Annotated in this window: 20 protein-coding genes; 14 read left to right on the top strand and 6 right to left on the bottom strand. The window is 72.1% G+C overall.

The annotated features are described in order from the left end of the window. Positions 1-71 precede the first annotated feature (71 nt). Positions 72-1,112 carry a helix-turn-helix domain-containing protein gene (locus tag ACQEXA_RS23410; protein ID WP_433130915.1) on the bottom strand — a complete coding sequence of 347 codons (1,041 nt, stop codon included), beginning with the start codon at positions 1,110-1,112 and terminating at the stop codon, positions 72-74. A 105-nt stretch (positions 1,113-1,217) separates the two neighbouring features. Between ACQEXA_RS23410 and ACQEXA_RS23405 the strand changes: the two genes are divergently transcribed. Next, positions 1,218-2,990: a cell division protein PerM gene (locus ACQEXA_RS23405; protein WP_433130913.1), complete on the top strand. Its 1,773-nt coding sequence runs from the start codon at positions 1,218-1,220 to the stop codon at positions 2,988-2,990. A gap of 93 nt (positions 2,991-3,083) precedes the next feature. Here the strand turns inward: ACQEXA_RS23405 and ACQEXA_RS23400 are convergent, their stop codons facing one another. Both ACQEXA_RS23400 and ACQEXA_RS23395 read right to left on the bottom strand, forming a co-directional pair. Further along, positions 3,084-3,593 (bottom strand): hypothetical protein, encoded by a 510-nt coding sequence (locus ACQEXA_RS23400; RefSeq protein ID WP_432931634.1) that lies wholly within the window; start codon positions 3,591-3,593, stop codon positions 3,084-3,086. 216 nt (positions 3,594-3,809) lie between these two features. Next, a complete protein-coding gene (locus ACQEXA_RS23395) occupies positions 3,810-4,640 on the bottom strand; it encodes a hypothetical protein (protein WP_433130910.1) in 831 nt (276 codons plus the stop codon). A gap of 350 nt (positions 4,641-4,990) precedes the next feature. Between ACQEXA_RS23395 and purN the strand changes: the two genes are divergently transcribed. Both purN and purH read left to right on the top strand, forming a co-directional pair. Then, entirely contained in the window at positions 4,991-5,641 is a 651-nt protein-coding gene (gene purN, locus ACQEXA_RS23390; protein WP_432931638.1) for a phosphoribosylglycinamide formyltransferase, read from the top strand. After that, positions 5,638-7,206 (top strand): bifunctional phosphoribosylaminoimidazolecarboxamide formyltransferase/IMP cyclohydrolase, encoded by a 1,569-nt coding sequence (gene purH / locus ACQEXA_RS23385; protein WP_433130908.1) that lies wholly within the window; start codon positions 5,638-5,640, stop codon positions 7,204-7,206. The genes purN and purH overlap by 4 nt, the downstream gene beginning before the upstream one ends. A gap of 127 nt (positions 7,207-7,333) precedes the next feature. Here the strand turns inward: purH and ACQEXA_RS23380 are convergent, their stop codons facing one another. Further along, positions 7,334-7,912: a hypothetical protein gene (locus ACQEXA_RS23380; protein WP_432931642.1), complete on the bottom strand. Its 579-nt coding sequence runs from the start codon at positions 7,910-7,912 to the stop codon at positions 7,334-7,336. Between the two features lie 263 nt (positions 7,913-8,175). Between ACQEXA_RS23380 and ACQEXA_RS23375 the strand changes: the two genes are divergently transcribed. The 4 genes from ACQEXA_RS23375 to ACQEXA_RS23360 all read left to right on the top strand — a co-directional run bounded on the left by ACQEXA_RS23375 (position 8,176) and on the right by ACQEXA_RS23360 (position 11,978). Further along, positions 8,176-9,030, top strand: coding sequence for a bifunctional methylenetetrahydrofolate dehydrogenase/methenyltetrahydrofolate cyclohydrolase (locus tag ACQEXA_RS23375; RefSeq protein ID WP_433130906.1), 855 nt, complete (start codon positions 8,176-8,178; stop codon positions 9,028-9,030). A 52-nt stretch (positions 9,031-9,082) separates the two neighbouring features. Further along, positions 9,083-9,520, top strand: coding sequence for a DUF3017 domain-containing protein (locus tag ACQEXA_RS23370; protein WP_432939462.1), 438 nt, complete (start codon positions 9,083-9,085; stop codon positions 9,518-9,520). A gap of 478 nt (positions 9,521-9,998) precedes the next feature. Further along, on the top strand, positions 9,999-10,472 hold the full coding sequence (locus ACQEXA_RS23365) for a helix-turn-helix domain-containing protein (protein WP_432931646.1): 474 nt from the start codon (positions 9,999-10,001) through the stop codon (positions 10,470-10,472). Between the two features lie 516 nt (positions 10,473-10,988). Beyond that, on the top strand, positions 10,989-11,978 hold the full coding sequence (locus ACQEXA_RS23360) for a malate dehydrogenase (RefSeq protein WP_432931649.1): 990 nt from the start codon (positions 10,989-10,991) through the stop codon (positions 11,976-11,978). A 100-nt stretch (positions 11,979-12,078) separates the two neighbouring features. On the opposite strand, the gene ACQEXA_RS23355 is transcribed toward ACQEXA_RS23360, so the two are convergent. Further along, positions 12,079-12,978 (bottom strand): GNAT family N-acetyltransferase, encoded by a 900-nt coding sequence (locus ACQEXA_RS23355; RefSeq protein WP_433130904.1) that lies wholly within the window; start codon positions 12,976-12,978, stop codon positions 12,079-12,081. A gap of 135 nt (positions 12,979-13,113) precedes the next feature. On the opposite strand from ACQEXA_RS23355, the gene ACQEXA_RS23350 reads away from it, so the two are divergent. Genes ACQEXA_RS23350 through ACQEXA_RS23340 form a run of 3 tightly spaced genes read left to right on the top strand, consistent with a single transcriptional unit; the run spans position 13,114 to position 16,337 of the window. After that, the gene (locus tag ACQEXA_RS23350; RefSeq protein WP_432931653.1) at positions 13,114-14,877 is read left to right on the top strand and encodes a hypothetical protein; all 1,764 of its coding nucleotides are present in this window, start codon (positions 13,114-13,116) and stop codon (positions 14,875-14,877) included. Then, a complete protein-coding gene (locus ACQEXA_RS23345; RefSeq protein ID WP_359393902.1) occupies positions 14,864-15,217 on the top strand; it encodes a hypothetical protein in 354 nt (117 codons plus the stop codon). Before ACQEXA_RS23350 ends, ACQEXA_RS23345 begins: the two co-directional genes overlap by 14 nt. Positions 15,218-15,227: 10 nt before the next feature. After that, complete coding sequence (locus ACQEXA_RS23340; RefSeq protein ID WP_433130902.1) at positions 15,228-16,337, top strand: hypothetical protein; 1,110 nt, start codon at positions 15,228-15,230, stop codon at positions 16,335-16,337. A gap of 105 nt (positions 16,338-16,442) precedes the next feature. Here the strand turns inward: ACQEXA_RS23340 and ACQEXA_RS23335 are convergent, their stop codons facing one another. Then, positions 16,443-17,213, bottom strand: a complete 771-nt coding sequence (locus ACQEXA_RS23335; RefSeq protein ID WP_432931657.1) for a hypothetical protein — start codon at positions 17,211-17,213, stop codon at positions 16,443-16,445. 192 nt (positions 17,214-17,405) lie between these two features. On the opposite strand from ACQEXA_RS23335, the gene ACQEXA_RS23330 reads away from it, so the two are divergent. From ACQEXA_RS23330 to ACQEXA_RS23315, 4 genes are all read left to right on the top strand, one after another. After that, on the top strand, positions 17,406-18,926 hold the full coding sequence (locus ACQEXA_RS23330) for an aldehyde dehydrogenase family protein (RefSeq protein WP_433130900.1): 1,521 nt from the start codon (positions 17,406-17,408) through the stop codon (positions 18,924-18,926). Positions 18,927-19,009: 83 nt separating this feature from the next. Beyond that, the gene (locus ACQEXA_RS23325) at positions 19,010-20,536 is read left to right on the top strand and encodes a GMC family oxidoreductase (protein WP_433130898.1); all 1,527 of its coding nucleotides are present in this window, start codon (positions 19,010-19,012) and stop codon (positions 20,534-20,536) included. Beyond that, positions 20,536-21,624, top strand: coding sequence for a quaternary amine ABC transporter ATP-binding protein (locus ACQEXA_RS23320; protein ID WP_432931663.1), 1,089 nt, complete (start codon positions 20,536-20,538; stop codon positions 21,622-21,624). The genes ACQEXA_RS23325 and ACQEXA_RS23320 overlap by 1 nt, the downstream gene beginning before the upstream one ends. Beyond that, positions 21,624-23,564 carry an ABC transporter permease gene (locus ACQEXA_RS23315; RefSeq protein WP_432931665.1) on the top strand — a complete coding sequence of 647 codons (1,941 nt, stop codon included), beginning with the start codon at positions 21,624-21,626 and terminating at the stop codon, positions 23,562-23,564. The genes ACQEXA_RS23320 and ACQEXA_RS23315 overlap by 1 nt, the downstream gene beginning before the upstream one ends. Position 23,565: the final 1 nt, after the last annotated feature.

Here is a 23,565-nt window from a genome sequence, read left to right as displayed (position 1 = left end):
TCCGGCTGAACGTCGGTGGGCCCGTACCCCGTGCAGGGGACGGGCCCACGGGCGTTTTTGGGGCGGTCGGATCAGCGCGCCTCCGGAATCAGGCGCTCCGGCCCCTGGTCGGCCTGCGCCTTCAGCACGTACCACAGCGCCTGTTGCCGGGCGGACAGCGGACCCTGGGCGGCCAGGGCGGGGATGTCTTCGATCGCGGTTCCCCGGGGCACCGGCCGTTCGTAGTGGTCCGCGGCCATCTGCATGGTCAGGGCGGTCGAGCCCGTGAAGGCGGCCGTGAGGACGACCGCCGCGGCGGACCAGCGGCGGACGCGGCGTTCGCCGCCGGAGCGCACCGCGGGCGGTCTGGCCGCGCGGAGGCGTTCCGCCGTGGCCAGCTCGGTCAGTCTGCGGCCCAGGACGTCCGGCGACGCCTGGTCCGGTACGAGCGCGGCGAGGCTCGTGCGTGCCCGCAGCAGCCGGGCGGCCGTGGCGGGAGTGCTGGCCTGCGTCTCGGCGGCGGTCTCCGGCAGACCGAGACCGACGCCGTCGTGCAGCAGCAGCGTGCGCCGCTGGACCGAAGGCAGCGTCAGGAAGGCCTGCAGCAGTTCCCGGTTGGCGGGGTCCGAGGGTGGCTCCTCGGCGCGACGATGGCGCGGGCGGAAGCGGTGCCAGGGGGAGAGCGCCCAGTCGTGCGATGCCGCCCGTACCCATCCCGGTGGGTACCGGTCCATGGCCACCTCCGGCCAGCGCTGCCAGGCCTGTTGGAAGGCGCGTTCGACCGATTCCCGGGCCAGCCCGCGCCGGCCGGTGAGCAGATACGCCTGCCGTACGAGGGCGGGCGTACAGAACCTGTAGAGCTCGTCGAACGCCTGATGGGGAGTCAGAGGAATGGGAAGGCGTTCATCTGGGCTCTCCTGGGCCCCTTCCTGCACCGCCCATTCGGCGAGCAGTCTCGCGTACGCTTTCCGCTTCCGGCCGCGCGGGCTGGTCAGGCCGGTCTCCCAGTCGCGCACCGTTTCGATGGACACATGCAAGTTGGCGGCCATCTGAGCCTGGGTCAGTGACTGGGTCCTGCGCAGGCGTCGGCATTCCTTGGGGTGCGGCAGCGGGACGGAAGGACTCTGCTTCACTGGACGGTCCTCCAATGCGGAAAAGTACATAAGCACATATTTAGCGACACATCGTGGCTTTATCGGTTGCACCGGATTAGCGCGTGTCGTTGGGACCATGGCGGCGTGACCCAATGGACCGACCGCCGAACCCCCATTCCGTCCCTCCTCACCGGGTTGCGGGAGCGCTCGCCCGGGCTGGGTGACGCACTGCTGGGCGGCGCCCTGGCCGCGGTTGCGGGGCTCGGCTCGTTCGCCCTGCTCGCGATCGTGCTGTGGATCAGCTCGCCGTACCCCGCCACCGGCGCGGGTGGTGCGCTGCGTGTGGCGGCCGCGCTGTGGCTGCTGGCCCACGGCGTCACCCTGATGCGCACCGAGACGCTCTCCGGACTGCCCGCGCCCGTCGGGGTGACACCGCTGCTGCTGGCCGTGCTTCCGATGTGGCTGGTGTACCGGGCGGGCCGCGACGCCACCGACCAGGAGAGCGCGGAGGCCGCCGGGGAGGACGCGCCGCCCGTCGGCGCGCGCACGGCGTGGACCGGCGCGGTGGCGGGTTACCTCGGTGTGGGGGCCGTGGCGGCGCTGTACGCCTCCGGAGGGACGCTGCGGCCGTCGTGGGCGGGGGCCGCGTGGTACGTGCCGCTCATGGTCGCCGGGGCGGCGGGTATGGGCGTGTGGACGGCGCACGGGCGCCCCTGTGGGCGCCTGTCACGGAGCGTGCGCCGGGCACTCGAGTGGCTGCCCGAGGGCGTACGGCAGGTGGTGACGCTCGGAGCGGTCGACCGTGACGGACGGCTACGGCTCGGGGACTCCCTCCGAGCGGCCCTGGCGGGGTCGACCGTGCTGGTGGGCGGTGGTGCGCTGCTGGTCGGGGTGTCACTGGTGCGGCACGGCGACACGGCCCAACTGACCTTTCTGCAGCTCGCTCAGGGATGGTCGGGGCGGTGGGCGGTGCTGCTCCTGGCGGCTGCGCTGGTGCCGAACGCCGCCGTGTGGGGCGCGGCGTACGGACTCGGGCCGGGGTTCATGCTGGGAGCGGGGCATGTGGTGGCACCGCTGTCGACCGTGCGGCCACCGGCGTTCCTGCCGCCGTTTCCGCTGCTGGCGGCGGTTCCGGAAGCGGGGGGCGGGCCGCTGCGGTGGGCGGTGGGAGCGGTGCCGGTCGCGGCGGGGGTGACCGTCGGGTGGTTCGTGGCACGCGCGGCGAGCGCGGACCGGGAGCACGGACGGGACGGCGCGTGGTCGGCAGGACGGACGGGGGGAGCGGTCTTGGTGGCGAGCGCGGTGTGCGGGATGGTGCTCGCGGGCCTCGCGGAGGCGGCGGGCGGCCCGCTCGGGGTGAACGCGCTGGCGCGCTTCGGGCCGGTGGGATGGCAGGTGGGCCTCGCGGCGGCAGGCTGGACGGCGGCGGTCGGGCTGCCGGTGGGATGGGCGGTACGGGCAGGGCGGCTGTGGGGGTGCGGGGAGCCGCGGCGGCAACCGAAGCCTCGGAGCGCGGCGCCCGCCGCCGCGGTCCCCCCGCCCGCGGTTGCGCGACCGCCTGTGCTTTCCCTCGGCCGGAGACCGTCGCTTCCCGCGGCTCCGAAACAGCACGATGCGTGGGAGGACCCCGACCTCAAGCCGTACGAGGCACTGCGAACGGAGGACCCGTTCGCGTCGGCCTCCAGGAAGTCCTTTCTGCCGGACCTCCCGAAGTCCGTCCTGCGGGACCCGCCGAAAGCCGCCCTGCCGAACCCTCCGAAGCCCGTCCCGTCGGAACCTTTGAAGGCCGCTGTGCCCGATCCCTCGAAGCCCGTTCCGTCGGATCCCTCGAAGCCCGTACTGTCGGAACCTCCGAAGCCCGTCCTGCCGGATCCCTCCAAGCCCGTCCCGCCGGACGGGTCCGAACCGCGTGCGTGAGGCCGGCCGCTGCCGGTCGGCATCTTCCCGCCGGATGGCGCCTTCCGTCCGAGCCCCGAGCTCAACCAGGGACCAGGCCGGACCGCTGTGACATCACTGGGTGCCGGCCGGCTCCACCTGCGCCGGTTCGCCTCGGCCGATGGTCACGGCCCAGCGAACGGCCGAAGGTGCCTCGACGGACACGGTGCCACTGCGCTCGACCCCATGCACCAGCACCTCGTTGCGGATGGTGTTCACCTCGCCGGGCCGGCACTCCAAGGGGAAGGACACACTGACCGGGCGCACCGCGACCTCGATCTTCCCGGTGCCCTGGCAGCGCACCGCGACGATCAGCGCCTTGCCCTTCTTCCCCGCGCCGAAGGCGAAACTGGCACTGCCGCGGGTCACCTTCTGCTGACCGGCGAGCGTTTCGTCACCGTCCAGTTTCGGCGGTTCCTGCAGGGAAGGGCGTGCCGTGACGTGAACGACGGTGGCCGGCCCGGTGGAGCGAGTGGCCCTGGTGGGCTGCCCGTCGCCGGCGTCGTCCGCGGTGCACGCGCTGACCGAAGCGAGTGCCAGGGCGCAGACGACGCCCACTCCTGCAAGGGATCTCAGCGCGCTCATGACACATCTCCCCCCGTGAATGGTGGGCACGGTGTGGTCAAGTGCCCCTGAAGCTGGCGAGATCATGTCAGCGCCGGTCGGCGGACGACGAGCTTCCACGAGGTTTCTGAGGAGAACATGAGCTTCCCTCAGATGCGCCGACGTCAGACCCGCGCGTCCCAGGGCTCGTCCCGCACCTGGCGTGAACGCCCGGCTCGCGCAGGACCAGCCCCCGGCTCAGCCGCGTGTACCCAGCACCCCTCGCAGATCCTGGGGCAGCAGGTCGTTGCAGGACTGCTTGGCGGAGGTCGTCAGGGCGTCGTTCAGGCAGGTGTAGTAGTCGCGGTACACCAACTGGGCCGCGAACGTGGCCGCCACCATCGCGATCGCCAGGGACGCCGTGACCAGGCCGCTGATCGCCGCGGAGGTCTGCGGGCGGGCCGTGGGGGCGGCGGTGTTCGGGTCGGGGTTGCGGGGCTTGGCACGCAGGGCGCTGGCGCCCCAGTACAGCGCCAGGGCGCCCAGCAGCAATGCGAGGTAGGGCCAGCTGAAGAGAGAGAAGAGGAAGGCCCACATGCCGGCCATCAGCGCGTAGCGAGCGCGGCGCTGGGCCGGGTCCGTGGGGTCCCAGCGCAGGCCTGTGCCGGGGCCGCCCTGACCGCCGGGGCCCTGGGGTCCGCCCTGACCGCCTTGACCGCCCTGGCTTCCGGGACGCTCGCCGAAGCGGCCGCCCGCGGAAGGACCGGGCTGACGATCGCTCCACTGGCTGCCCCACGAGGGACGTCCGCCCTCGTCGGAGCCTTCCGGCCGCCGGCCCTGTTTTTGTCCCTGGCTCTGCCCCGGTGCCGGATGGCGCGGCCGCCAGGGCTGGTCGGGCGTTCCCTCCGGCGGCGGCGCGAAGGGGTTGTCGTCCTCGGGCGCCTCCGGGCCCCGGCCACCGTCCGCGGAGCCGCCGCCCGTGGAGTCACCCCCGCTGTGGGGTGCCCCCTTGCTCTCCCGCGGAGGCACGGACGAAGGGCGCCGCTCGCGCAGCAGCAGCGGAGGGAGTCGGAGACTGCGGTCCGGCATCAGGTGTGCGTCTTCCCCTTGGTGGTTCCGGTGGGCGTCTTGTCCGGCTTGCCCCTGTGGCCAGCCGCGAAGCGGGCGCCCCGGACGGGGTTGTTCCCGTCCCGGGTCAACGTCCCACGCAGGTGCGGCGTTCCCCGCGTCGGCACCGCGTTTTCGGATGGCCCCTCCCCAGACGCTACCTTCCGGCCGCGCCCCCGTCCCCTGGGGGGCCGTCCGATGTGCCGGTATCGTTGCTGACGGCCGACCGCTTCGTAGACTTCCCCGTATCCGGGGGTGCGAAGCATTTGTACGACCATACAAACGCTCTGCCGAGCGATTGCGCCAACGCTTCCCCGAGAAAGGGCCCCGCCGTGGCCGAGTCCGTGGCCGAGACCGTCACCGAGTCCCCGGCCAAGCGCCTGGTCGTCCTGGTCTCCGGGTCCGGCACCAACCTGCAGGCGCTCCTCGACGCCGTCGCCGAGACCTCGGCCGCCGGCTACGGGGCCGAGGTCGTGGCCGTCGGCGCCGACCGCGACGGCATCGAGGGCCTGGCCCGCGCCGAGCGCGCCGGGCTGCCCACCTTCGTGTGCCGGGTCAAGGACTACGAGAGCCGGGAGGCCTGGGACGCCGCCCTCACCGAGGCCGTCGCCACCCACGAGCCCGACCTGGTCGTCTCCGCCGGGTTCATGAAGATCGTGGGGAAGGAGTTCCTCGCACGGTTCGGCGGGCGGTTCGTCAACACCCACCCCGCCCTGCTCCCCAGCTTTCCCGGAGCCCACGGTGTGCGCGACGCGCTCGCGTACGGCGCCAAGGTCACCGGATGCACCGTCCACTTCGTCGACGACGGCGTCGACACCGGGCCGATCATCGCTCAAGGCGTGGTGGAGGTCCGGGACGAGGACGACGAGAACGCTCTGCACGAACGCATCAAGGAAGTCGAGCGAAGGCTGCTCGTCGAGGTCGTGGGGCGGCTCGCCCGCAACGGCTATCGCATTGAGGGACGAAAGGTAGTTATCCAGTGACCGCCGAGAGCACCAAGCGGCCCATCCGGCGCGCGCTTGTCAGCGTCTACGACAAGACCGGGCTGGAAGAGCTCGCCCGTGGGCTGCACGAGGCCGGCGTCGAGCTCGTCTCCACCGGTTCCACCGCATCGAAGATCGCCGCCGCGGGCGTCCCCGTCACCAAGGTCGAGGAGCTGACCGGCTTCCCCGAGTGCCTGGACGGCCGGGTCAAGACCCTGCACCCCAAGGTCCACACGGGCATCCTCGCCGACCTGCGGCTCGACAGCCACCGCCGGCAGCTCGCCGAGCTGGGCGTCGAGCCGTTCGACCTCGTCGTCGTCAACCTCTACCCCTTCCGGGAGACCGTCGCCTCCGGGGCCTCGCCCGACGAGTGCGTCGAGCAGATCGACATCGGCGGCCCCTCCATGGTCCGCGCCGCCGCCAAGAACCACCCGTCCGTGGCCGTGGTGACCAGCCCGGACCGGTACGCCGACGTCCTCGCCGCGGTCCGCGACGGCGGCTTCGACCTCACTGCGCGCAAGCGCCTCGCCGCCGAGGCCTTCCAGCACACCGCCGCCTACGACGTCGCCGTCGCCCACTGGTTCGCGTCTTCGTACGCGCCCGTCGACGACTCGCCCTTCCCGGACTTCCTGGGCACCACCTACGAGCGCAAGAACACCCTGCGCTACGGCGAGAACCCGCACCAGCCCGCCGCCCTCTATGTCGGCGGAGGCCCGAGCGGCGGCCTCGCGGAGGCCGAGCAGCTGCACGGCAAGGAGATGTCGTACAACAACTACACGGACACGGACGCCGCGCGCCGTGCCGCGTACGACCACGACGAGCCCTGCGTCGCCATCATCAAGCACGCCAATCCGTGCGGTATCGCGGTCGGCTCGGACGTCGCCGAGGCGCACCGCAAGGCGCACGCCTGCGACCCGCTGTCCGCGTTCGGCGGTGTCATCGCCGTGAACCGGCCGGTGAGCAAGGAGATGGCCGAGCAGGTCGCGGAGATCTTCACCGAGGTCATCGTGGCGCCGGACTACGAGGACGGCGCGCTGGAGGCCCTCACCAAGAAGAAGAACATCCGGGTGCTGAAGGCCCCCAACGGCCCCTGCAACCGCGTGGAGGCCAGGCAGATCGACGGCGGTGTCCTCCTCCAGGTCACCGACCGCCTCCAGGCCGACGGCGACGACCCGGCCAACTGGACTTTGGCGTCGGGCGAGGCGCTCTCCTCCGAAGAGCTGACGGAGCTGGCCTTCGCCTGGAGGGCCTGCCGGGCCGTCAAGTCCAACGCCATTTTGCTCGCCAAGGACGGCGCCTCGGTCGGCGTCGGCATGGGCCAGGTCAACCGGGTGGACTCCTGCAAACTCGCCGTCGAGCGGGCCGGCGAGGAGCGGGCGCGCGGTGCGTACGCCGCCTCGGACGCCTTCTTCCCGTTCCCCGACGGGCCGGAGATCCTGATCGCCGCGGGCGTCAAGGCCATCGTGCAGCCCGGTGGATCGATCCGTGACGAGCAGGTCGTGGAGGCCGCGCAGAAGGCGGGCGTGACCATGTACTTCACGGGGACCCGCCACTTCTTCCACTGAGCACCGAACGGCGGGCCTGTCCGGCGCCACCGGACAGGCCCGCCGACACGCCACGGGCCGTGTCCCCCTCGTACGGAGGGGACACGGCCCGTGGCGTGTCGGCGGGCGGATGCGCCGCCCGGCGGGGTCAGTAGGCAGGCTGCCGCGGGCGGTTGAACCAGGCGGAGCCGGCGGAGTTGCCGACGAACACGGCGATCAGGATGGCGAGCACCGTGTGCAGTAGGCCCACGATGATGAACGGGTAGATGCCGAGGATCGCGGTGATGATCGCGAAGACGAGGGTCGTGATGCGGACCCCGTTGCCGCCGCTGTTGAACTTCACGGCCAGCACGATCGCGAACACCGCCCAGGCCACGGCGAAGGCCGCGACGGCCCAGAGCATGCCGGAGGAGTAGTCGGCGAGCTGCTGGAAGTTCGCGTTGTCCTTGAGCTTGTCGTCGTTCTTGGCGGCGTTGACGCCGGCCGCGCCGATCGCGAACAGGGCCACACCGACGACCTGCAGGCCGACGATGACCCACAGCAGTGCGCGAGCCGCGCTGACGGTGCCGGGCATGGTCGTCGGGAAGGGCTGCTGACCGTACCCGCCCTGCGGCACCGGCGGCGCCTGCGGGTAGCCGTAGCCGGGCTGCTGACCCTGCGGGTAGCCGTAGCCGGGCTGGTGGCCCTGGGGCGCGCCGTACGGGTTGTTCGAGTCTCCGAAACTCATGAGCGGTCTTTCCTCCGTCTGCCTCAAGTGCGGGGACGCGCGCGGCACGGTTCGGAGGAAAGTCCTGCAGATGCGGTCCGTCCCCCCGGATACTGCCCGCTGCACCGTGCTGTCATCGTTGTAAAGCACCCGTGCCTTGTCCAGCGGCATTTCGAAGGTGTTGTGCAAGTGCAACCTCGCTGATCATGGGTCGAAGCGGACAGGAGCGGCACGGTGGTGCCCGGATTGGAACCGGGAGCGGGTCATCCGCGAGGATGGGACCCATGACCGCCCAGATTCTCGATGGCAAGGCCACCGCAGCCGAGATCAAGTCCGAGCTGACCGCCCGTGTGGCGGCGCTGAAGGAGAAGGGCCTCACGCCCGGACTCGGCACGATCCTGGTCGGGGACGACCCCGGCAGCCGCAAGTACGTGGCGGGCAAGCACCGCGACTGCGCCGAGGTCGGCATCGCCTCGATCCAGCGCGAACTGCCCGCGACGGCGACGCAGGAGGAGATCGAGGCGCTCGTCCGCGAGCTGAACGAGGACCCGGCCTGCACCGGCTACATCGTCCAGCTGCCGCTGCCCAAGGGCATCGACGAGAACCGGATCCTGGAACTGATGGACCCGGAGAAGGACGCGGACGGCCTGCACCCGATGAACCTCGGCCGCCTGGTCCTGAACGAGCCGGCGCCGCTGCCCTGCACCCCGAACGGCGTGCTCACCCTGCTGCGCCGCCACGGCGTGGAGATCAAGGGCGCCGAGGTCGTGGTGGTCGGCCGGGGCGTGACGATCGGGCGGCCGATGCCGCTGCTGCTGACGCGGCGCAGCGAGAACGCCACGGTCACCCAGTGCCACACCGGCACCCGCGACCTCTCGGCCCACCTCAGGCGGGCGGACATCATCGTCGCCGCGGCCGGCTCCGCGCACCTGATCCGGGCCGAGGACGTGAAGCCGGGTGCCGCCGTCCTCGACGTCGGCGTCTCGCGCAGCGCCGAGGGCAAGATCGTCGGTGACGTCCACCCGGACGTGGCCGAGGTGGCCGGCTGGATCTCTCCGAACCCGGGCGGTGTGGGCCCGATGACCCGTGCCCAGCTGCTCGTCAACGTGGTCGAGGCGGCGGAGCGCAGTGTCGGCTGAAGAAAGGCCTGAGGGCACCAGTGAAGAGCAGCGGGCGGACGGTACCGAGCCCGTGGTGACGGACGCCGTCAGTGCCCCGGACGCCGACGGCACGCCGCGGCGGGTGACCCGGCGGTTCCCCCGGGTCACCCGGGACACCGCGCGACCCGAGGGCGGCGGCAGGGCCGCGCGCCGTGACGCGCCCGCGCCGGCCCGTCAGTGGCCGATCCTGGCCGTACTGTCGGTCATCGGCCTCGGGCTGCTGCTGACCGCGCTGGACATGTTCCGCGTCGGCACCATCCTGATCGGGGTCGCACTGCTGGGCGGTGCCGCGATGCGCTGGTTGCTGCCCGACGTGGGCATGCTCGCGGTGCGTTCCCGCTTCACGGACCTGGTCACCTACGGCGTGCTGGGCCTCGCCATCGTGCTGCTCGCCCTGATGGCCCAGCCGAAACCGTGGCTGGAGATACCTTTCCTGGACGACACCCTGCACTTCACGGTCCGCACCTGACCGCGCGTTCACGGACCGGCACATCGGCGGGCCGTCCCCCTTCGACGGGGGACGGCCCGCCGTCGTCGTAGGTGATCGCCGTCGAAGTCGTCCTGGCAGCGCTGCCTCAACGGCCGCCAGATCCCGCCGCGTTCGGCCCCGCGGTCGCCGGCCGAGGCGGCCGAGGCGGATCCGGCACGGCTTGCTCGCCCTGCGCGAGGCGGTACTCCGCTCGGGCCGGCTCCCTCCGGTGATGGAGAAAAGGCGCGGGCGCCCGGCCTCTCCCCCGTGGGAGGCCGGGCGCCCCGGGCGGTCCGGACCGCCCGGGAAATACCCTCATGTACGTGCGGGAGCTGTTCAACACCCAGCAGTCCGCTGTGGCACGGAAGTGACCGTTCCGCTACGGTGTCGGCGCCCCGCAACGGAACCGGTGCGCCCCCTGAAGCCGTCCATCGGACGGAGACAGACTCTTGGGCCGGGGAACGCGGAGGGGAGAGCGATGGGTGCGTGGCAGCCCCTGCCGGACGATCTTCCACCGGAGGTGCGCCACTTCGTGGAGCAACTGAGGCTCCTGAAGGACCGCACCGGGCTCAGCCTCGTCGCCCTCGGCGCGCGTACCGCGTACAGCAAGTCCTCCTGGCAGCGCTACCTCAACGCCACCCAGCCACCGCCCCGTCAGGCGGTCGCGGCGCTGTGCCGGGTGGCGGGGCTGGTGGACGAGGAGGCGGAGCGCTTCGGGGTGCGATGGGAACTGGCCGTGCACGCCTGGCCCCGTCCGCCGGCTCCGGCGCCCGCCCCGGCGGACGGCCCGGCGCCCGGGGAGTACGAGGACGATCCGACGGTGCCCTGGTGGGAGCGGCCGGAGCAGGAGACCCGGCCCCGATCTGCCGAGCGCCGTCTTCTGCTGGCCGCGCTCGTCGCCCTGTGCGCGCTGCTCGTCGTCGCCCTCGCGGGTGCCATGACGTTCGGGTGACCCGATCCGCCTGTGCCCTTCGAGGCCACCGCTGCGTCCCCGTGGTGTCGATGTGTTGACGAGTTCCCGACGGCCGACGGACCCGCGACGGCCGGCGACACGCCGCACGGGGGCGCGCGGGCAGATGTCGCACTCCGCTCGCCGAAAACAATCCCCGCACAGCACGCATGACCCACGCGCTGCGGGGCAGGCGCACCGTACCCCCACGGGAGTCCGGCAGTCCGGGAGGCCGAGAGACCCCCCGGCAGGACACCCCCACACGGCGGCCGCCTCGAGTCCCCCCTCTCCCGGACGGGCGGCCGCCGTCCGTTCTGTTGTGGGGCGGGCCACACGGGCCCGCGCATCCGGGATCCCGGATGCGCGATAGCCTGACGGCTGGATCTCTCTTGACGCCAAGATATCGATCGTCTGTACCCGTGATCGATCATCGTGGCGGGGCGCCGGTCACGAGCCGGCGGCCGGATCCCGCACCCCGGGCGACGAAGCCCTACCGCCAGCTGTCAAACGGAGAACGCCATGACCCGCACTCCCGTGAACGTCACCGTCACCGGCGCGGCCGGCCAGATCGGCTACGCACTGCTCTTCCGCATCGCCTCCGGCCAGCTGCTCGGCGCGGACGTGCCGGTCAAGCTGCGCCTCCTGGAGATCACCCCGGCACTGAAGGCCGCCGAGGGCACGGCCATGGAGCTCGACGACTGCGCGTTCCCGCTCCTGCAGGGCATCGAGATCAGCGACGACCCGAACGTCGCCTTCGACGGCGCCAACGTCGCCCTCCTCGTGGGTGCGCGTCCGCGCACCAAGGGCATGGAGCGCGGTGACCTCCTCGAGGCCAACGGCGGCATCTTCAAGCCGCAGGGCAAGGCCATCAACGACCACGCCGCGGACGACGTCAAGGTACTCGTCGTCGGCAACCCGGCGAACACCAACGCGCTGATCGCCCAGGCCGCCGCCCCGGACGTGCCGGCCGAGCGCTTCACCGCGATGACCCGCCTCGACCACAACCGCGCGCTGACCCAGCTGTCGAAGAAGACGGGCGTCCCGGTCTCCGAGATCCAGCGCCTGACGATCTGGGGCAACCACTCCGCCACCCAGTACCCGGACGTCTTCCACGCGACGGTCGCCGGCAAGAACGCCGCCGAGGTCGTGAACGACGAGAAGTGGCTCGCCGAGGACTTCATCCCCACCGTCGCCAAGCGCGGTGCCGCGATCATCGAGGCCCGCGGTGCCTCGTCGGCCGCCTCCGCCGCCAACGCCGCCATCGACCACATCCACACCTGGGTCAACGGCACCGTCGAGGGCAACTGGACCTCGATGGCCATCCCGTCGGACGGCTCCTACGGCGTCCCGGAGGGCCTCATCTCCTCCTTCCCGGTCACCACGAAGGACGGCAAGTACGAGATCGTCCAGGGCCTGGACATCAACGAGTTCTCCCGCGCCCGCATCGACGCGTCGGTCAAGGAGCTGGAGGAGGAGCGCGAGGCGGTCCGCTCCCTCGGCCTCATCTGATCGTTCGACGGACCATCCGTCCCCGCAGGCCCCGTTCCGGTATCGCCCGGACGGGGCCTGCCCCGTGCGGGCGGGCGCACGGGACCCGAGGGCGCGGTGGTCAGTGCGGACCGGGTTCCGGCAGCCGCTTCTCGAACCAGTGGGCCGCGTACACGTTCTCGTCGTAACGCGGGATCTCCGCGTACCCGCAGGCCCGGTACATCGCCTGGGCCTCCGTCAGAACGGCGTGGGTGTCCAGGCGTACGACGCCGAGGCCGCGCTCGACGGCCTGCTGCTCGAGGCCGTCGAGGAGGCGCCGGGCCAGACCGAGCCGCCGGGCATCGGGATGCACCCACACATGCCGGATCTCACCGACAGCGGGCTCCAGGGTCCGCAGGGCCCCGCACCCGACGGGCCGCCCCTCCTCGTAGGCGACCAGGAAGGCACCCGCGGTGCCGGACACCTCCTCGGGACGTACCAGGGCGGCGGGATCGAAGCCCTCGGGGAAGCGGGCGTCGATGTCGGCGGCGTAGGCGTCGAGGCAGGCCAGGGCGTCCCGGGAGCCGCCGTCGACGCGTTCGATCGTGATGGCGGCGAGGCGCAGCAGCCGCCGCGCGGTGCCGAGCGCGGCGCTCAACTCGCCCCGCTGAGCCTCGCTGAGGCCGCCGAGCAGACTCTCCGCGAGGGCGTTGGCACGGCGGTTCTGTTCCTTCACCTCGACGTGCCCGGCCGGGGTCAGTTCCGCCAGCCGCAGCCGGCTGTCGTCGGGGTGCACGCTCGTCCGTACGAGTCCCTGCGCCTGAAGCGTCCGTGCCATCCGGCTCAGATACCCGGCGTCGAGACCGAGCCGGCCGCGCAGCTCGCGCAGGGAGACCCCGTCCCCGATCTCGTACAGCAGCCGCGCCTGGCCAAGCGGCCGGTCCTGCCCGAGGTAGTGGTCGTCCAGGGCCCCGATCCGGCGGGTGAAGTAACGGTTGAACCGCCGGAGGGCCGTGATGTCCTCGCTCGATACTGACTCCATGTTCCTTTGACTTTAGTCAAAGGAATGACCGGAGTCACGCTTTCCCGGGCCTGGACGTCCCCCTATGCTGATGACTTGTCAAGTTGCTTGTGATCCAGGTCCCTTGGGGCCCGGTTCCATCATCGGGGGAGTGGCGTGAGCACCGCCTACGTGCCGCAGCAACCACAGCCGACACAGGCCGGTCCGCCATCGGCGCCGGCGCAGAAGCCACCGCACGCCAGCGAGGCCACCCGGCTGCTGTGCGCGGGCGCGTATCTGGATCCCGGCTACCGGGACCGGGTCATCGAGGAACTGCACCTCAACGAACAGCGGATCGCGGCGCCCTCGCTCGGCTACGACGCGGCACGGGTGCTCGCGCACGCGCTGCGGGCCCGGCGCCAGGAGCTGACGTGGGCCGGGGCCATCATCGGCCTGTGGCTGGTGGGCTCGGCGCTCTCCGGCGGTCTGCTGGCCTTCTTCCTGGGGCCCAGCCTGATGCTGACGATCGCGTCCTGGATCAGGGGCCGGGCCGCGGAGCCGCCCCTGTACCGGCGGGTGACGGCCTTCATCCTGCGCTGGTGGGGCCGTCTCGCGGTCGCGGGGTTCCTCGTCCTCACGATCATGCTGGCGTTCGGCGGCTCCGACGACGCCTCGCCGTACCGGTCGTCCTCCTCCGGCTCCCTGGACCCCTACGGACTGAACTCCTCCGACGCGCCGAGCGTGTCCGACCTGCTGCTGCCGGGCAGCAGCAGGTCGGGCAAGCCCTGGCAGGCGTGGTTCGCCCTCGGCGTCCTCGTGCTCATCGCGGTGTGCCTCGCTCAGCAGCGCCGGCAGTTCGCCCACGTCATGGCCGCCGAACTGTCCTCGCAGCGCTTCGCCGATGCCGCCGGCGACCCCGCGGAGCAGGCACCGGGACCGCGCTTCGAGCGGATGCGGCAGCGTATCCGGCTCGAACAGCACGCCCCGTTGATCATGTACCACGAGGCACGGCCGTTCTGCGGCGCCGGCTGGGCCTACGACCCCTGGGTCCTCGCCGTGGAGCTCGCACCCGACCCGCTGAAGAAGCAGCAGCCGCTCAGCAACCGGGCCGTCCTGGAGAAGGTGCGCCCCCTGCTCGACCGGCTGCGCGTGCCCGCCGAGTACGCCGGCCCCGGCGTCCGCGACCGGCTGCGCTGGCTGGAGATCGACGAGTGCGTGTTCCTGCCCGCGGAGGGGCTGCTGCGCCGTGAGGACGCGCCGTACCACCCGCAGGCGTTCGAGGAGCACCGGGCGCGGGCGGTCGAGGAGGGCGGCGAGAAGCGGCGGCACTTCCTGCGCATCCGGGTCGGCGGATGGGAGGAGGAGCTGGTCGTCACCGTGTTCGTGCGCATCCACACCCAGGGGCGCATGCTCATGCTGGAGATCGCCCCGCATGTGCTGACCCCGGTGCGCGAGGACTTCAAGGACGCCGACCGGACGGCGCACCGCTTCCGCCACAACAACCTGCTCGGCCAGGCCGCGTGGTCCCTCGCCCGGGTGCCGGGCTCCCCGGCCCGGGCCCTGATCACCCTCGGCAGGGCCGTGGTGTACGGGTGGCGGATGCTGACCGGCGGCTACGCGGGCGCGCTGCCGGACGGTCCCGCTCTGTCGGTGCGGGAGCTGGGCTCGGCGCCCGACCGGTCGCTCTTCCAGGACATGGACGTCGACCGCTACCTGAAGGCCGTGCAGGACCGCATCGCGCACGGGGTGCGGGCGGCGCTCGCCGAATCCGGCTACGAGACCGGCGAGTTCGTGCAGAAGATCGTGAACATCAGCAACGGCGGCGTACACATCGGCCGGGTGGAGGGCAGCACCTTCGCGGTCGGCGAGCACGCCCGCGCCTCCGCCACGACCAACGGCCCCACACCGCAGAAGGGATCCGACACCGATGGCCACGGATGAGCCGAACGTCAGCATCGGCGACGTCTCGCACAGCACCTTCGCCATCGGCAGCCACGCGCAGGCCGTGAGCCATCAGGGCACGGCCGGGCAGCGCGACGAGGCCGCCGAGGAACTGCTGAAGGCAGTGCGCGAGTTGCGCGCCGACCTGGCGCGGGTGCGCGGCAGCGAGCAGACGGCCGCGCTCGACGCGGCGCTCGCCCAGACAGAGGACGAGATCACCCGTACCGGCCAGGCGGCCCCGTCGCGCCGGGAGCGGCTGCGCGAGCTGCTCAGCGACTCGCAGGCCCTGCTGAGCGTGCTCGCGTCCGCCGGCGCCGTGGCCGGCCTGCTCGGAATGTGAGAGGAAGACGATGAGTGGGGGCGGCCGGTACTGGAACGAGGACACCCAGCGCTGGGAGGACGGCGACGCGGCGGGCAACCCGCCTCCGGCCACCCCGCCGCCACCGGCGCGCCCGCAGCATGCGCCGGATGCGGGGTCCGGGGGAGCGGGTGGCGCGGGAACGCCGGCGCCGGATGCGCCCGGCCCCGGGGGAGCGGGCGGAGGGCCGGCGGCGGACCCGGGCGCCTCCACCGCGGACGCTGCCTGGTGGCCCACTCAGGTGACCGAGGGCGGGGCGCAGCCGGCCCCGCAGTGGTGGGCCGGGGACGGCGGCGCTTCGCCGTTCCCGCCGTGGCCGGCCGACAACAGCGCCTGGCCCACCCCCGAGACGTTACCCCAGCCGTCGGCGCCCGCCGCACCAGGCGGGCCGAGCCGCCGGCTCGTGTGGTCCGTGGTGGCCGGGGCGGCGGCGGTCGGAGTCGCCGTGAGCCTGGTGCTGACGCTGGTGGTCGACTCCGGGAACGACGGCAAGAACGACCGGGGCGCCGCCGCGAGCCCTTCCACGTCCACCGTGCCCACCCAGCACTCGGACACCCCCGCACCGCCCTCGCCCACCGACGCGTCGCTGTCGCCGTCCGCCTCGCCGAGCGCACTCCCGGCGGGCTACCGGTCCTACGCCGACGGCGCGGGTTTCCGGATCGCCCTCCCCGAGGACTGGAAGCGTTCCACGGTGAAGTCCTCGTACGGCATACCGGTGGTCAACTACCGCAGCCCCGACCGCAGGCACCGGCTGCAGGTGTACCAGGTGGCGGAGCCGTCCCCGGACGCGTCCTTCCAGCTGTACCTGTCCCCGGACACCGCGAAGCCCGCCGGCTTCCGGGAGCTGGCCCTCGAACAGCTCGACGCCGGCGAGTTCACCGGGTCGCGACTGGAGTACCTGGCCGACACCATCAGGGGCGAACCCGACGTGGGTACCTGGCATGTCTTCGACGAGCGGTTCGTCGCCGTGGACGGCAAGATCTACGCCATCGCCGTGTACGGTCCCGACGCGGACGGCCGCGACGACGAACTGAAGCTGCTCACCACGGCCCTGGCCTGGTTCTGCCCGCCCGGCGCCACCTGCGACGCGTCCGGCGACTGACGGGCTCGGTGCGCACTGCTCCGGACGGGTGAATCGAGCCGGCGGGCAGCAGGGAACGGCCGTCCGGGTGAGCCCGTGGCCGTTCCCTGTCCCGGCTGACGGGATTCAGGCGGTCGGCAGGCCCTGGACCTGCGAGATCTCCACCGACTCGCCGGCCGGCGGCGCCTTCGTCAGGACCGGCTTGTTGTAGTCCGTGAAGGTGAGGGACAGGTCCGTGTCCGGGCCCTTCTGCGCCGCGCGGTACAGGCGGTGGTCCTTGCCCGTCGTGATGTACAGCGTGGACGTCAGGCCGTTCACCTTGAAGGACAGCGGGACCACCCGGGTGCCGTTCAGGGTCGTCGCGAGCCCCTCCGTCAGGGACGAGGGCGCGGAGACCATGGCGGCCTTCTGTAGGGACTCGAGGTCGCAGGCGTTCGCGACGCCGCTCAGCAGCGAGTCGGACGTCGAGCCGTGGATGTAGCGGCCCATGAACTCCTTGCTCGCGGTGACGCCCCGCTGGCCGGGGAGCTCGGCCTTCCAGAACGTCTGGTCCGGCTTGAGCCACACCTCGGTGCCCCGCTTGATGATCTCGACGGAACCGCCGTGCCCGCCCAGGGTCAGGGTGCCCGCGCAGTTTCCGCTCCGGTCGATCGAGAGCTGCATCGACGTCGGCAGGCGAGTGCTCGTCGTCGCCGTCGTACTCCGGTCGAGGTAGGCGAGGCGCACCGATGTCGCCGTCCGCAGCCCCTCCTGTGCCTGTGCGAGCAGCCGCTGTGGGTCCTGGTTGCCGCCGGTGTCGTCCGACGAGGCGCCGGCCGTGCCGGTGCAGAGCATCAGACCCGCTGCCGCGGCTGTCGCCGCGCAGGTCGCAATGGTGAAGCCACGGGGCGTGGGCATCGCGTCACCTCCATGAGTGCTTGATCGGCAGCGTACTTTTCACCCTTTCCGACCGCATTCTCAGTGACGCGGCGCACTTTCGGACACGGAGTGCGCATGCACGTGCGGCGCGGGGGCAGGTGCCCCGGCCTCCGGGAGTCACACCTGTGTGACTCAGGGGCGCGGAACAGGAACGGAAGGCAGTACCGAATCATGGCCGGACAGCAGGCGCGGCAGGCAGAGCAGACGGTTCACGTGGCCGGCGAGTGGCGCGCGGCGCTCTCCGGAGCGACGCGCGAGATCATCGACCCCGCGGACGCCGACCCCTTCGCCGTGGTTGCGGAGGGTGACGAAAGGGACGTCGACGCAGCCGTCGCAGCCGCCCGCCACGCCTTCGACGAAGGTCCCTGGCCGTGCACCCCCGCCGCCGAGCGTGCCGCGCTCCTGCGTCGCGTTGCCGATCTGCTCGTACGCGATCGCGAAGAGCTCGGTCTCCTGGAGAGCCGGGACGCGGGCAAGACCGTCGAAGAGGGCCGGGTCGACATCGACTGCGTCGCCGACGCCTTCCGCTACTTCGCCGACCTCGTCGCCGCCGAGAGCGCCGGCCGGGTCGTCGACGCCGGCTCGCCCGATGTGCACAGCGTCGTCTGCTACGAGCCCGTCGGTGTCTGCGCCCTGATCACTCCCTGGAACTACCCGCTCCTCCAGGCGAGTTGGAAGATCGCTCCGGCCCTCGCCGCCGGCAACACCTTCGTCGTGAAGCCGAGCGAGATCACCCCGATGAGCACGATCGCGCTGATCGAACTGCTCATCGAGGCCGGACTGCCCACCGGAGTGGCGGGCCTTGTCACCGGACCCGGCCACTCGGTCGGCGCCCGGCTCGCCGAGCACCCGGACGTGGATCTCGTCTCCTTCACCGGCGGACTCGTCAGCGGTACGAAGGTCGCGCAGGCCGCCGCGGTGGGCGTCAAGAAGGTCGCCCTCGAACTCGGCGGCAAGAACCCCAACGTCGTGTTCGCCGACGCCTGCGCCACCGACGACGGCTTCGACACCGCCGTCGACCAGGCCCTCAACGCCGCCTTCATCCACAGCGGTCAGGTCTGTTCGGCGGGTTCCCGGCTCATCGTCGAGGAGTCCGTCCGCGAGCGCTTCGTCGCCGAGCTCGCCCGCCGGGCAAGCCGGATCCGCCTCGGCCGCGGTACCGAGAAGGACGTCGAGTGCGGCCCGCTGGTCTCCGCGGAGCAGCGCGCCAAGACGGAGGCATACGTTGCCTCCGCGCTCGCCGAGGGCGCGGTGCTGCGCTGCGGCGGCAGGCGCCCCGAGCCGTCCGGGACCAGGCCCGCGACCGGCTACTTCTACGAGCCGACCGTGCTGGACCAGTGCCATCGGGAGATGAAGGTCGTACGGGAGGAGGTCTTCGGGCCCGTTCTGACCGTGGAGACCTTCCGTACGGAGGACGAGGCGGTCACGCTCGCCAACGACACCGAGTACGGCCTCGCCGGCGCCGTCTGGACCGCCGACCCGGGCCGCGCCCGCCGTGTCGCCGGCCGGCTGCGCCACGGCACCGTCTGGATCAACGACTTCCACCCCTATCTCCCGCAGGCGGAGTGGGGCGGCTTCGGCAAGAGCGGCGTCGGCCGCGAACTCGGCCCCGCTGGCCTCGCCGAATACCGCGAGGCCAAGCACGTCTACCAGAACCTCGCGCCGCGCCCGGTCCGCTGGTTCGCCGGCTGACCTTCCGTCCCCCATCCCCCACCCGGGTCTCCCCCCGGCGCGCGCAGCACCTTCCTCCAACCCCCATCGAGGAGCAGCACCCCATGTCCGAGCAGCACACCTACGACTACGTCGTCATCGGCGGCGGCACGGCGGGCTCCGTCATCGCCTCTCGCCTCACCGAGGACCCGGATGTCACCGTCGCCGTCATCGAGGGCGGCCCGAGCGACGTCGGCCGCGACGACGTCCTCACCCTGCGCCGCTGGATGGGCCTGCTCGGCGGCGAACTCGACTACGACTACCCCACCACCGAGCAGCCGCGCGGCAACTCGCACATCCGGCACAGCCGCGCCCGGGTGCTCGGCGGCTGCTCCTCGCACAACACGCTGATCGCGTTCAAGCCGCTGCCCTCCGACTGGGACGAGTGGGAGGCGGCTGGCGCCCAGGGCTGGGGCGCCGTCCCGATGGAGGCCTACTACGCGCGGCTCCAGAACAACGTCGTCCCCGTCGACGAGAAGGACCGGAACGCGATCGCCCGCGACTTCGTGGACGCGGCGCAGACGGCGCTCGGCGTCCCGCGCGTCGAGGGCTTCAACAAGAAGCCGTTCACCGAGGGCGTCGGCTTCTTCGACCTCGCCTACCACCCCGAGGACAACAAGCGCTCCAGCGCGTCGGTGGCGTATCTGCACCCGGTGATGGACGAGCGCCCCAACCTGACGATCCTGCTGGAGACCTGGGCGTACCGGCTGGAGTTGGAGGGCACGCGCGCGCAGGGCGTGCACGTGCGCACCAAGGACGGCGAGGAGATCCTCGTACGGGCCCGGCGCGAGGTCGTGCTGTGCGCCGGTGCCGTCGACTCGCCCCGACTGCTGCTGCACTCCGGCATCGGCCCGAAGGAGGATCTGGAGAAGCTCGGCATACCCGTCGTGCAGGATCTGCCGGGTGTCGGTGAGAACCTGCTCGACCACCCCGAGTCGGTGATCGTGTGGGAGACGCACGGCCCGATTCCGGAGAACTCCGCGATGGACAGCGACGCGGGCCTCTTCGTGCGCCGTGACCCCGGCAGCGCGGGCCCCGACCTGATGTTCCACTTCTACCAGATCCCGTTCACGGACAATCCGGAGCGACTGGGCTACGAGCGGCCGCAGTTCGGCGTCTCGATGACGCCGAACATCCCCAAACCGAGGAGCCGCGGCCGCCTCTGGCTGAAGAGCGCCGACCCGGACGAGAAGCCCGCGCTGGACTTCCGGTACTTCACCGACGAGGACGACCACGACGGCCGCACCCTCGTGGACGGCATCAAGATCGCCCGTGAGATCGCGAAGGCCGAGCCCCTGGCCGGCTGGCTCAAACGGGAGGTCTGCCCCGGCCCGGACATCACGGGCGACGAGGAGCTGAGCGCGTACGCGCGCAAGGTCGCGCACACCGTGTACCACCCGGCGGGCACCTGCCGTATGGGTGCCGAGACCGACGAACTGGCCGTCGTCGACCCGGAGCTGCGGATCCGCGGACTCGACGGCATCCGGATCGCCGACGCATCCGTCTTCCCGACCATCTCCGCCGTGAACCCGATGATCGGGGTGCTCATGGTCGGGGAGAAGGCCGCCGAGCTGATCGGAGGCGAGGCCTGATGGTCGCCACCGTCCCCACCCGCAAGCCGCCCACCGACGCCGGGGCGCAGAGCCCCGTCTTCCGTGTCGAGAACCTGTGGAAGGTCTTCGGCCCCAAGGCGGACCGCGTCCCCGCCGACCCGGAACTCGGCACGCTGGACCCCGCCGCGCTGCGTGAGCGCACCGACTGCACCGCCGCGGTGCGCGATGTGAGCTTCGACGTCCGCAAGGGCGAGGTGTTCGTCGTGATGGGCCTGTCGGGCTCCGGCAAGTCCACCCTCGTGCGTTGTCTGACCCGGCTGATCGAACCGACCGCCGGCACCATCGCCATCGACGGTGAGGACGTCCGCGCCATGGACCGCACCCGGCTGCGCGAACTGCGCCGGCACCGTGCGGCGATGGTCTTCCAGCACTTCGGACTGCTGCCGCACCGCACGGTCCTCGACAACGTGGCCTACGGCCTGGAGATCCAGGGCGTCGGAAAGGCCGAACGTCGGAAGCGGGCCGCCGGCTTCGTGACCAAGGTGGGCCTGGAGGGCATGGAGCAGCGGCGCCCCGCCCAGCTCTCGGGTGGCCAGCGGCAGCGCGTCGGCCTGGCCCGCGCGCTCGCGGTCGACCCCGAAGTACTCCTGTTCGACGAGCCGTTCAGCGCCCTCGACCCGCTGATCCGGCGCGACATGCAGGAGGAGGTGGTCCGGCTGCACCGCGAGGAGGGCCGCACGATGGTCTTCATCACGCACGACCTGAGCGAGGCGCTCAAGCTCGGCGACCGCATCGCCCTGATGCGTGACGGCCGGATCGTGCAGCTGGGCACTCCGGAGGAGATCGTGGGTGCTCCCGCCGACGACTACGTCCGCGAGTTCGTCCGGGACGTGCCCCGCGAGCAGGTCATCACGGTCCGCTCGGCCATGCGCACCGCGTCCCCCATGGAGACCGAAGGAGGCCCCGCGGTGTCCCCGGACGCCACGGTCTCCGAGGCGATCGAGGCGGTGGCCCGTACGGGTTCCCCGGCCCGGGTCATGGACGGCGGCCGCTGCCTCGGCGTGGTCGACCATGAGCGACTGCTCGGCGTCGTGGCCGGGACGGAGCACAGCAAGGAGGCGGTGTGATGGCGACTCTCACCGCACCCGCCGCTCCCCGTCTCTTCCGCTCCGGTCTCCTCCAGCACCGTGCCCTCGGCAAGCTCCTGGTGCTGGCCGTCGTCGCGGCGGTCCTCGTCCCCCTCGCCGACGCCCGCTGGGCGAGCGGCAGCTGGCCGCACGCGCTCACGGTCGACCTGTCCAAGCCGCTGACCGGCGCCAGCGACTGGATCATCGACAACCGGGACAGCCACCCCCTCTTCCTCTACTTCTTCGGCTATGTCAGCAACGCCGTCGTGCTGTCCGTGCGCGCCGTCTACCTCGTCCTGCTCGCCGCGGGCTGGGCGGGCGTGACGGCGGCCGGGGCGCTGCTCGCGTGGCGCGTCGCCGGTGTGCGCCTGGCACTCGGCACAGCGGCCGCCCTCCTCGCCTGCGGTCTGCTCGGCATGTGGGTGCCCACCATGCAGACGCTCGCCCTCATGGTGATCGCGGTGCTCGTGTCCGTCGTGCTCGGAGCGCTGCTCGGTCTCGCCGCGGGCCTGTCCGACCGCACCTTCCGCGCCCTGCGCCCCGTACTCGACACCATGCAGGTGCTCCCGGCGTTCGCGTATCTGCTGCCCGTCGTCCTCGTCTTCGGCATCGGTGTTCCGGCCGCCGTCCTCGCCACCGTCGTCTACGCGGCCCCGCCGATGGCCCGGCTCACCGCGCTGGGTCTGCGGGGCGCTGACAAGGAGGTCCTCGAAGCGGTCGACTCGCTCGGTGCCACCGTGCGCCAGCGTCTGCTCACCGCCCGCCTCCCGCTGGCCCGCAAGGAGTTGCTCCTCGGCCTCAACCAGACGATCATGATGGCGCTGTCCATGGCCGTCATCGCCTCCGTGATCGGCGCCGGCGGCCTCGGAGACCGCGTCTACCAGGCTCTGGCCTCGGTGGACGTGGGCGCCGCGCTCGCCGCCGGCATCCCGATCGTGCTGCTCGCGGTCGTCCTCGACCGCGTCACCGGCGCGGCGGGCGAGGGCCTGCCGTCCACCGGCCGGGCGGGCTGGGTGTACGCAGCCGCGGCCACCGTGGCCGTGGCCGTCGCCGCACGCCTGGCCGGTCTCCTGGACTGGCCGCTGTCCTGGACCGTGCGCATCGCCGAGCCGGTCAACCGTGCCGTCGACTTGATGACCGCGCACCTGTACTCGGGCGTCCCCTATGTGGGCGGCACCGCCGACTGGGCGGGCCACTACACCACCTGGATCCTGGACCCGCTGCGCACCGGACTGCAGTGGCTGCCCTGGTGGTCGGTGCTGCTCGTGGTCGCCGCGCTGGCCTGGCTGATCGGCACCTGGCGCACCGCGCTCACCGCCGTCCTCGCGATGTCGGCGACCGGCGTGCTCGGCGTGTGGAAGCCGTCCCTGGACACGCTGTCGCAGGTGCTCGCGGCCGTCGCCGTCACCCTGGTCCTCGGTCTCGCGACCGGGATCGCCGCGGCGCGCAGCGACCGGTTCGAACGGCTGCTGCGCCCGGTGCTCGACGTCTTCCAGACGATGCCGCAGTTCGTCTACCTGATCCCGGTGGTCGCGCTGTTCGGCGTCGGCCGCGCGCCCGCCGCCGTTGCGGCGATCGTCTACGCCCTCCCGGCCGTCGTCCGCATCACCACCCAGGGCCTGCGTCAGGTCGACCAGGCCGCCCTGGAGTCGGCGCGCTCGCTCGGCGCGTCGAGCGTCCAGCAACTGCGCCAGGTGCAGCTCCCGCTGGCCCGTCCGGCCCTGCTGCTCGCCGTCAACCAGGGCGTCGTCCTGGTCCTCGCCGTCGTCATCATCGGCGGTCTGGTCGGCGGCGGCGCGCTCGGCTACGACGTCGTCTTCGGCCTCGCCCAGGGCGACCTGGCGACCGGTCTGGTGGCCGGTGCCGCGATCGTCTGCCTCGGTCTGACGCTCGACCGGGTGACGCAGCCCACCGAGCGCCGCGCGAAGAAGGGAGCGTGAG

Origin of the sequence: Streptomyces sp. CA-106110 (assembly GCF_050936285.1) — a bacterium.
Taxonomy (GTDB): Bacteria; Actinomycetota; Actinomycetes; order Streptomycetales; family Streptomycetaceae; genus Streptomyces.
The sequence above is the reverse complement of the archived record's forward strand: the minus strand, read 5'-3'. Positions and strand labels throughout refer to the sequence as shown.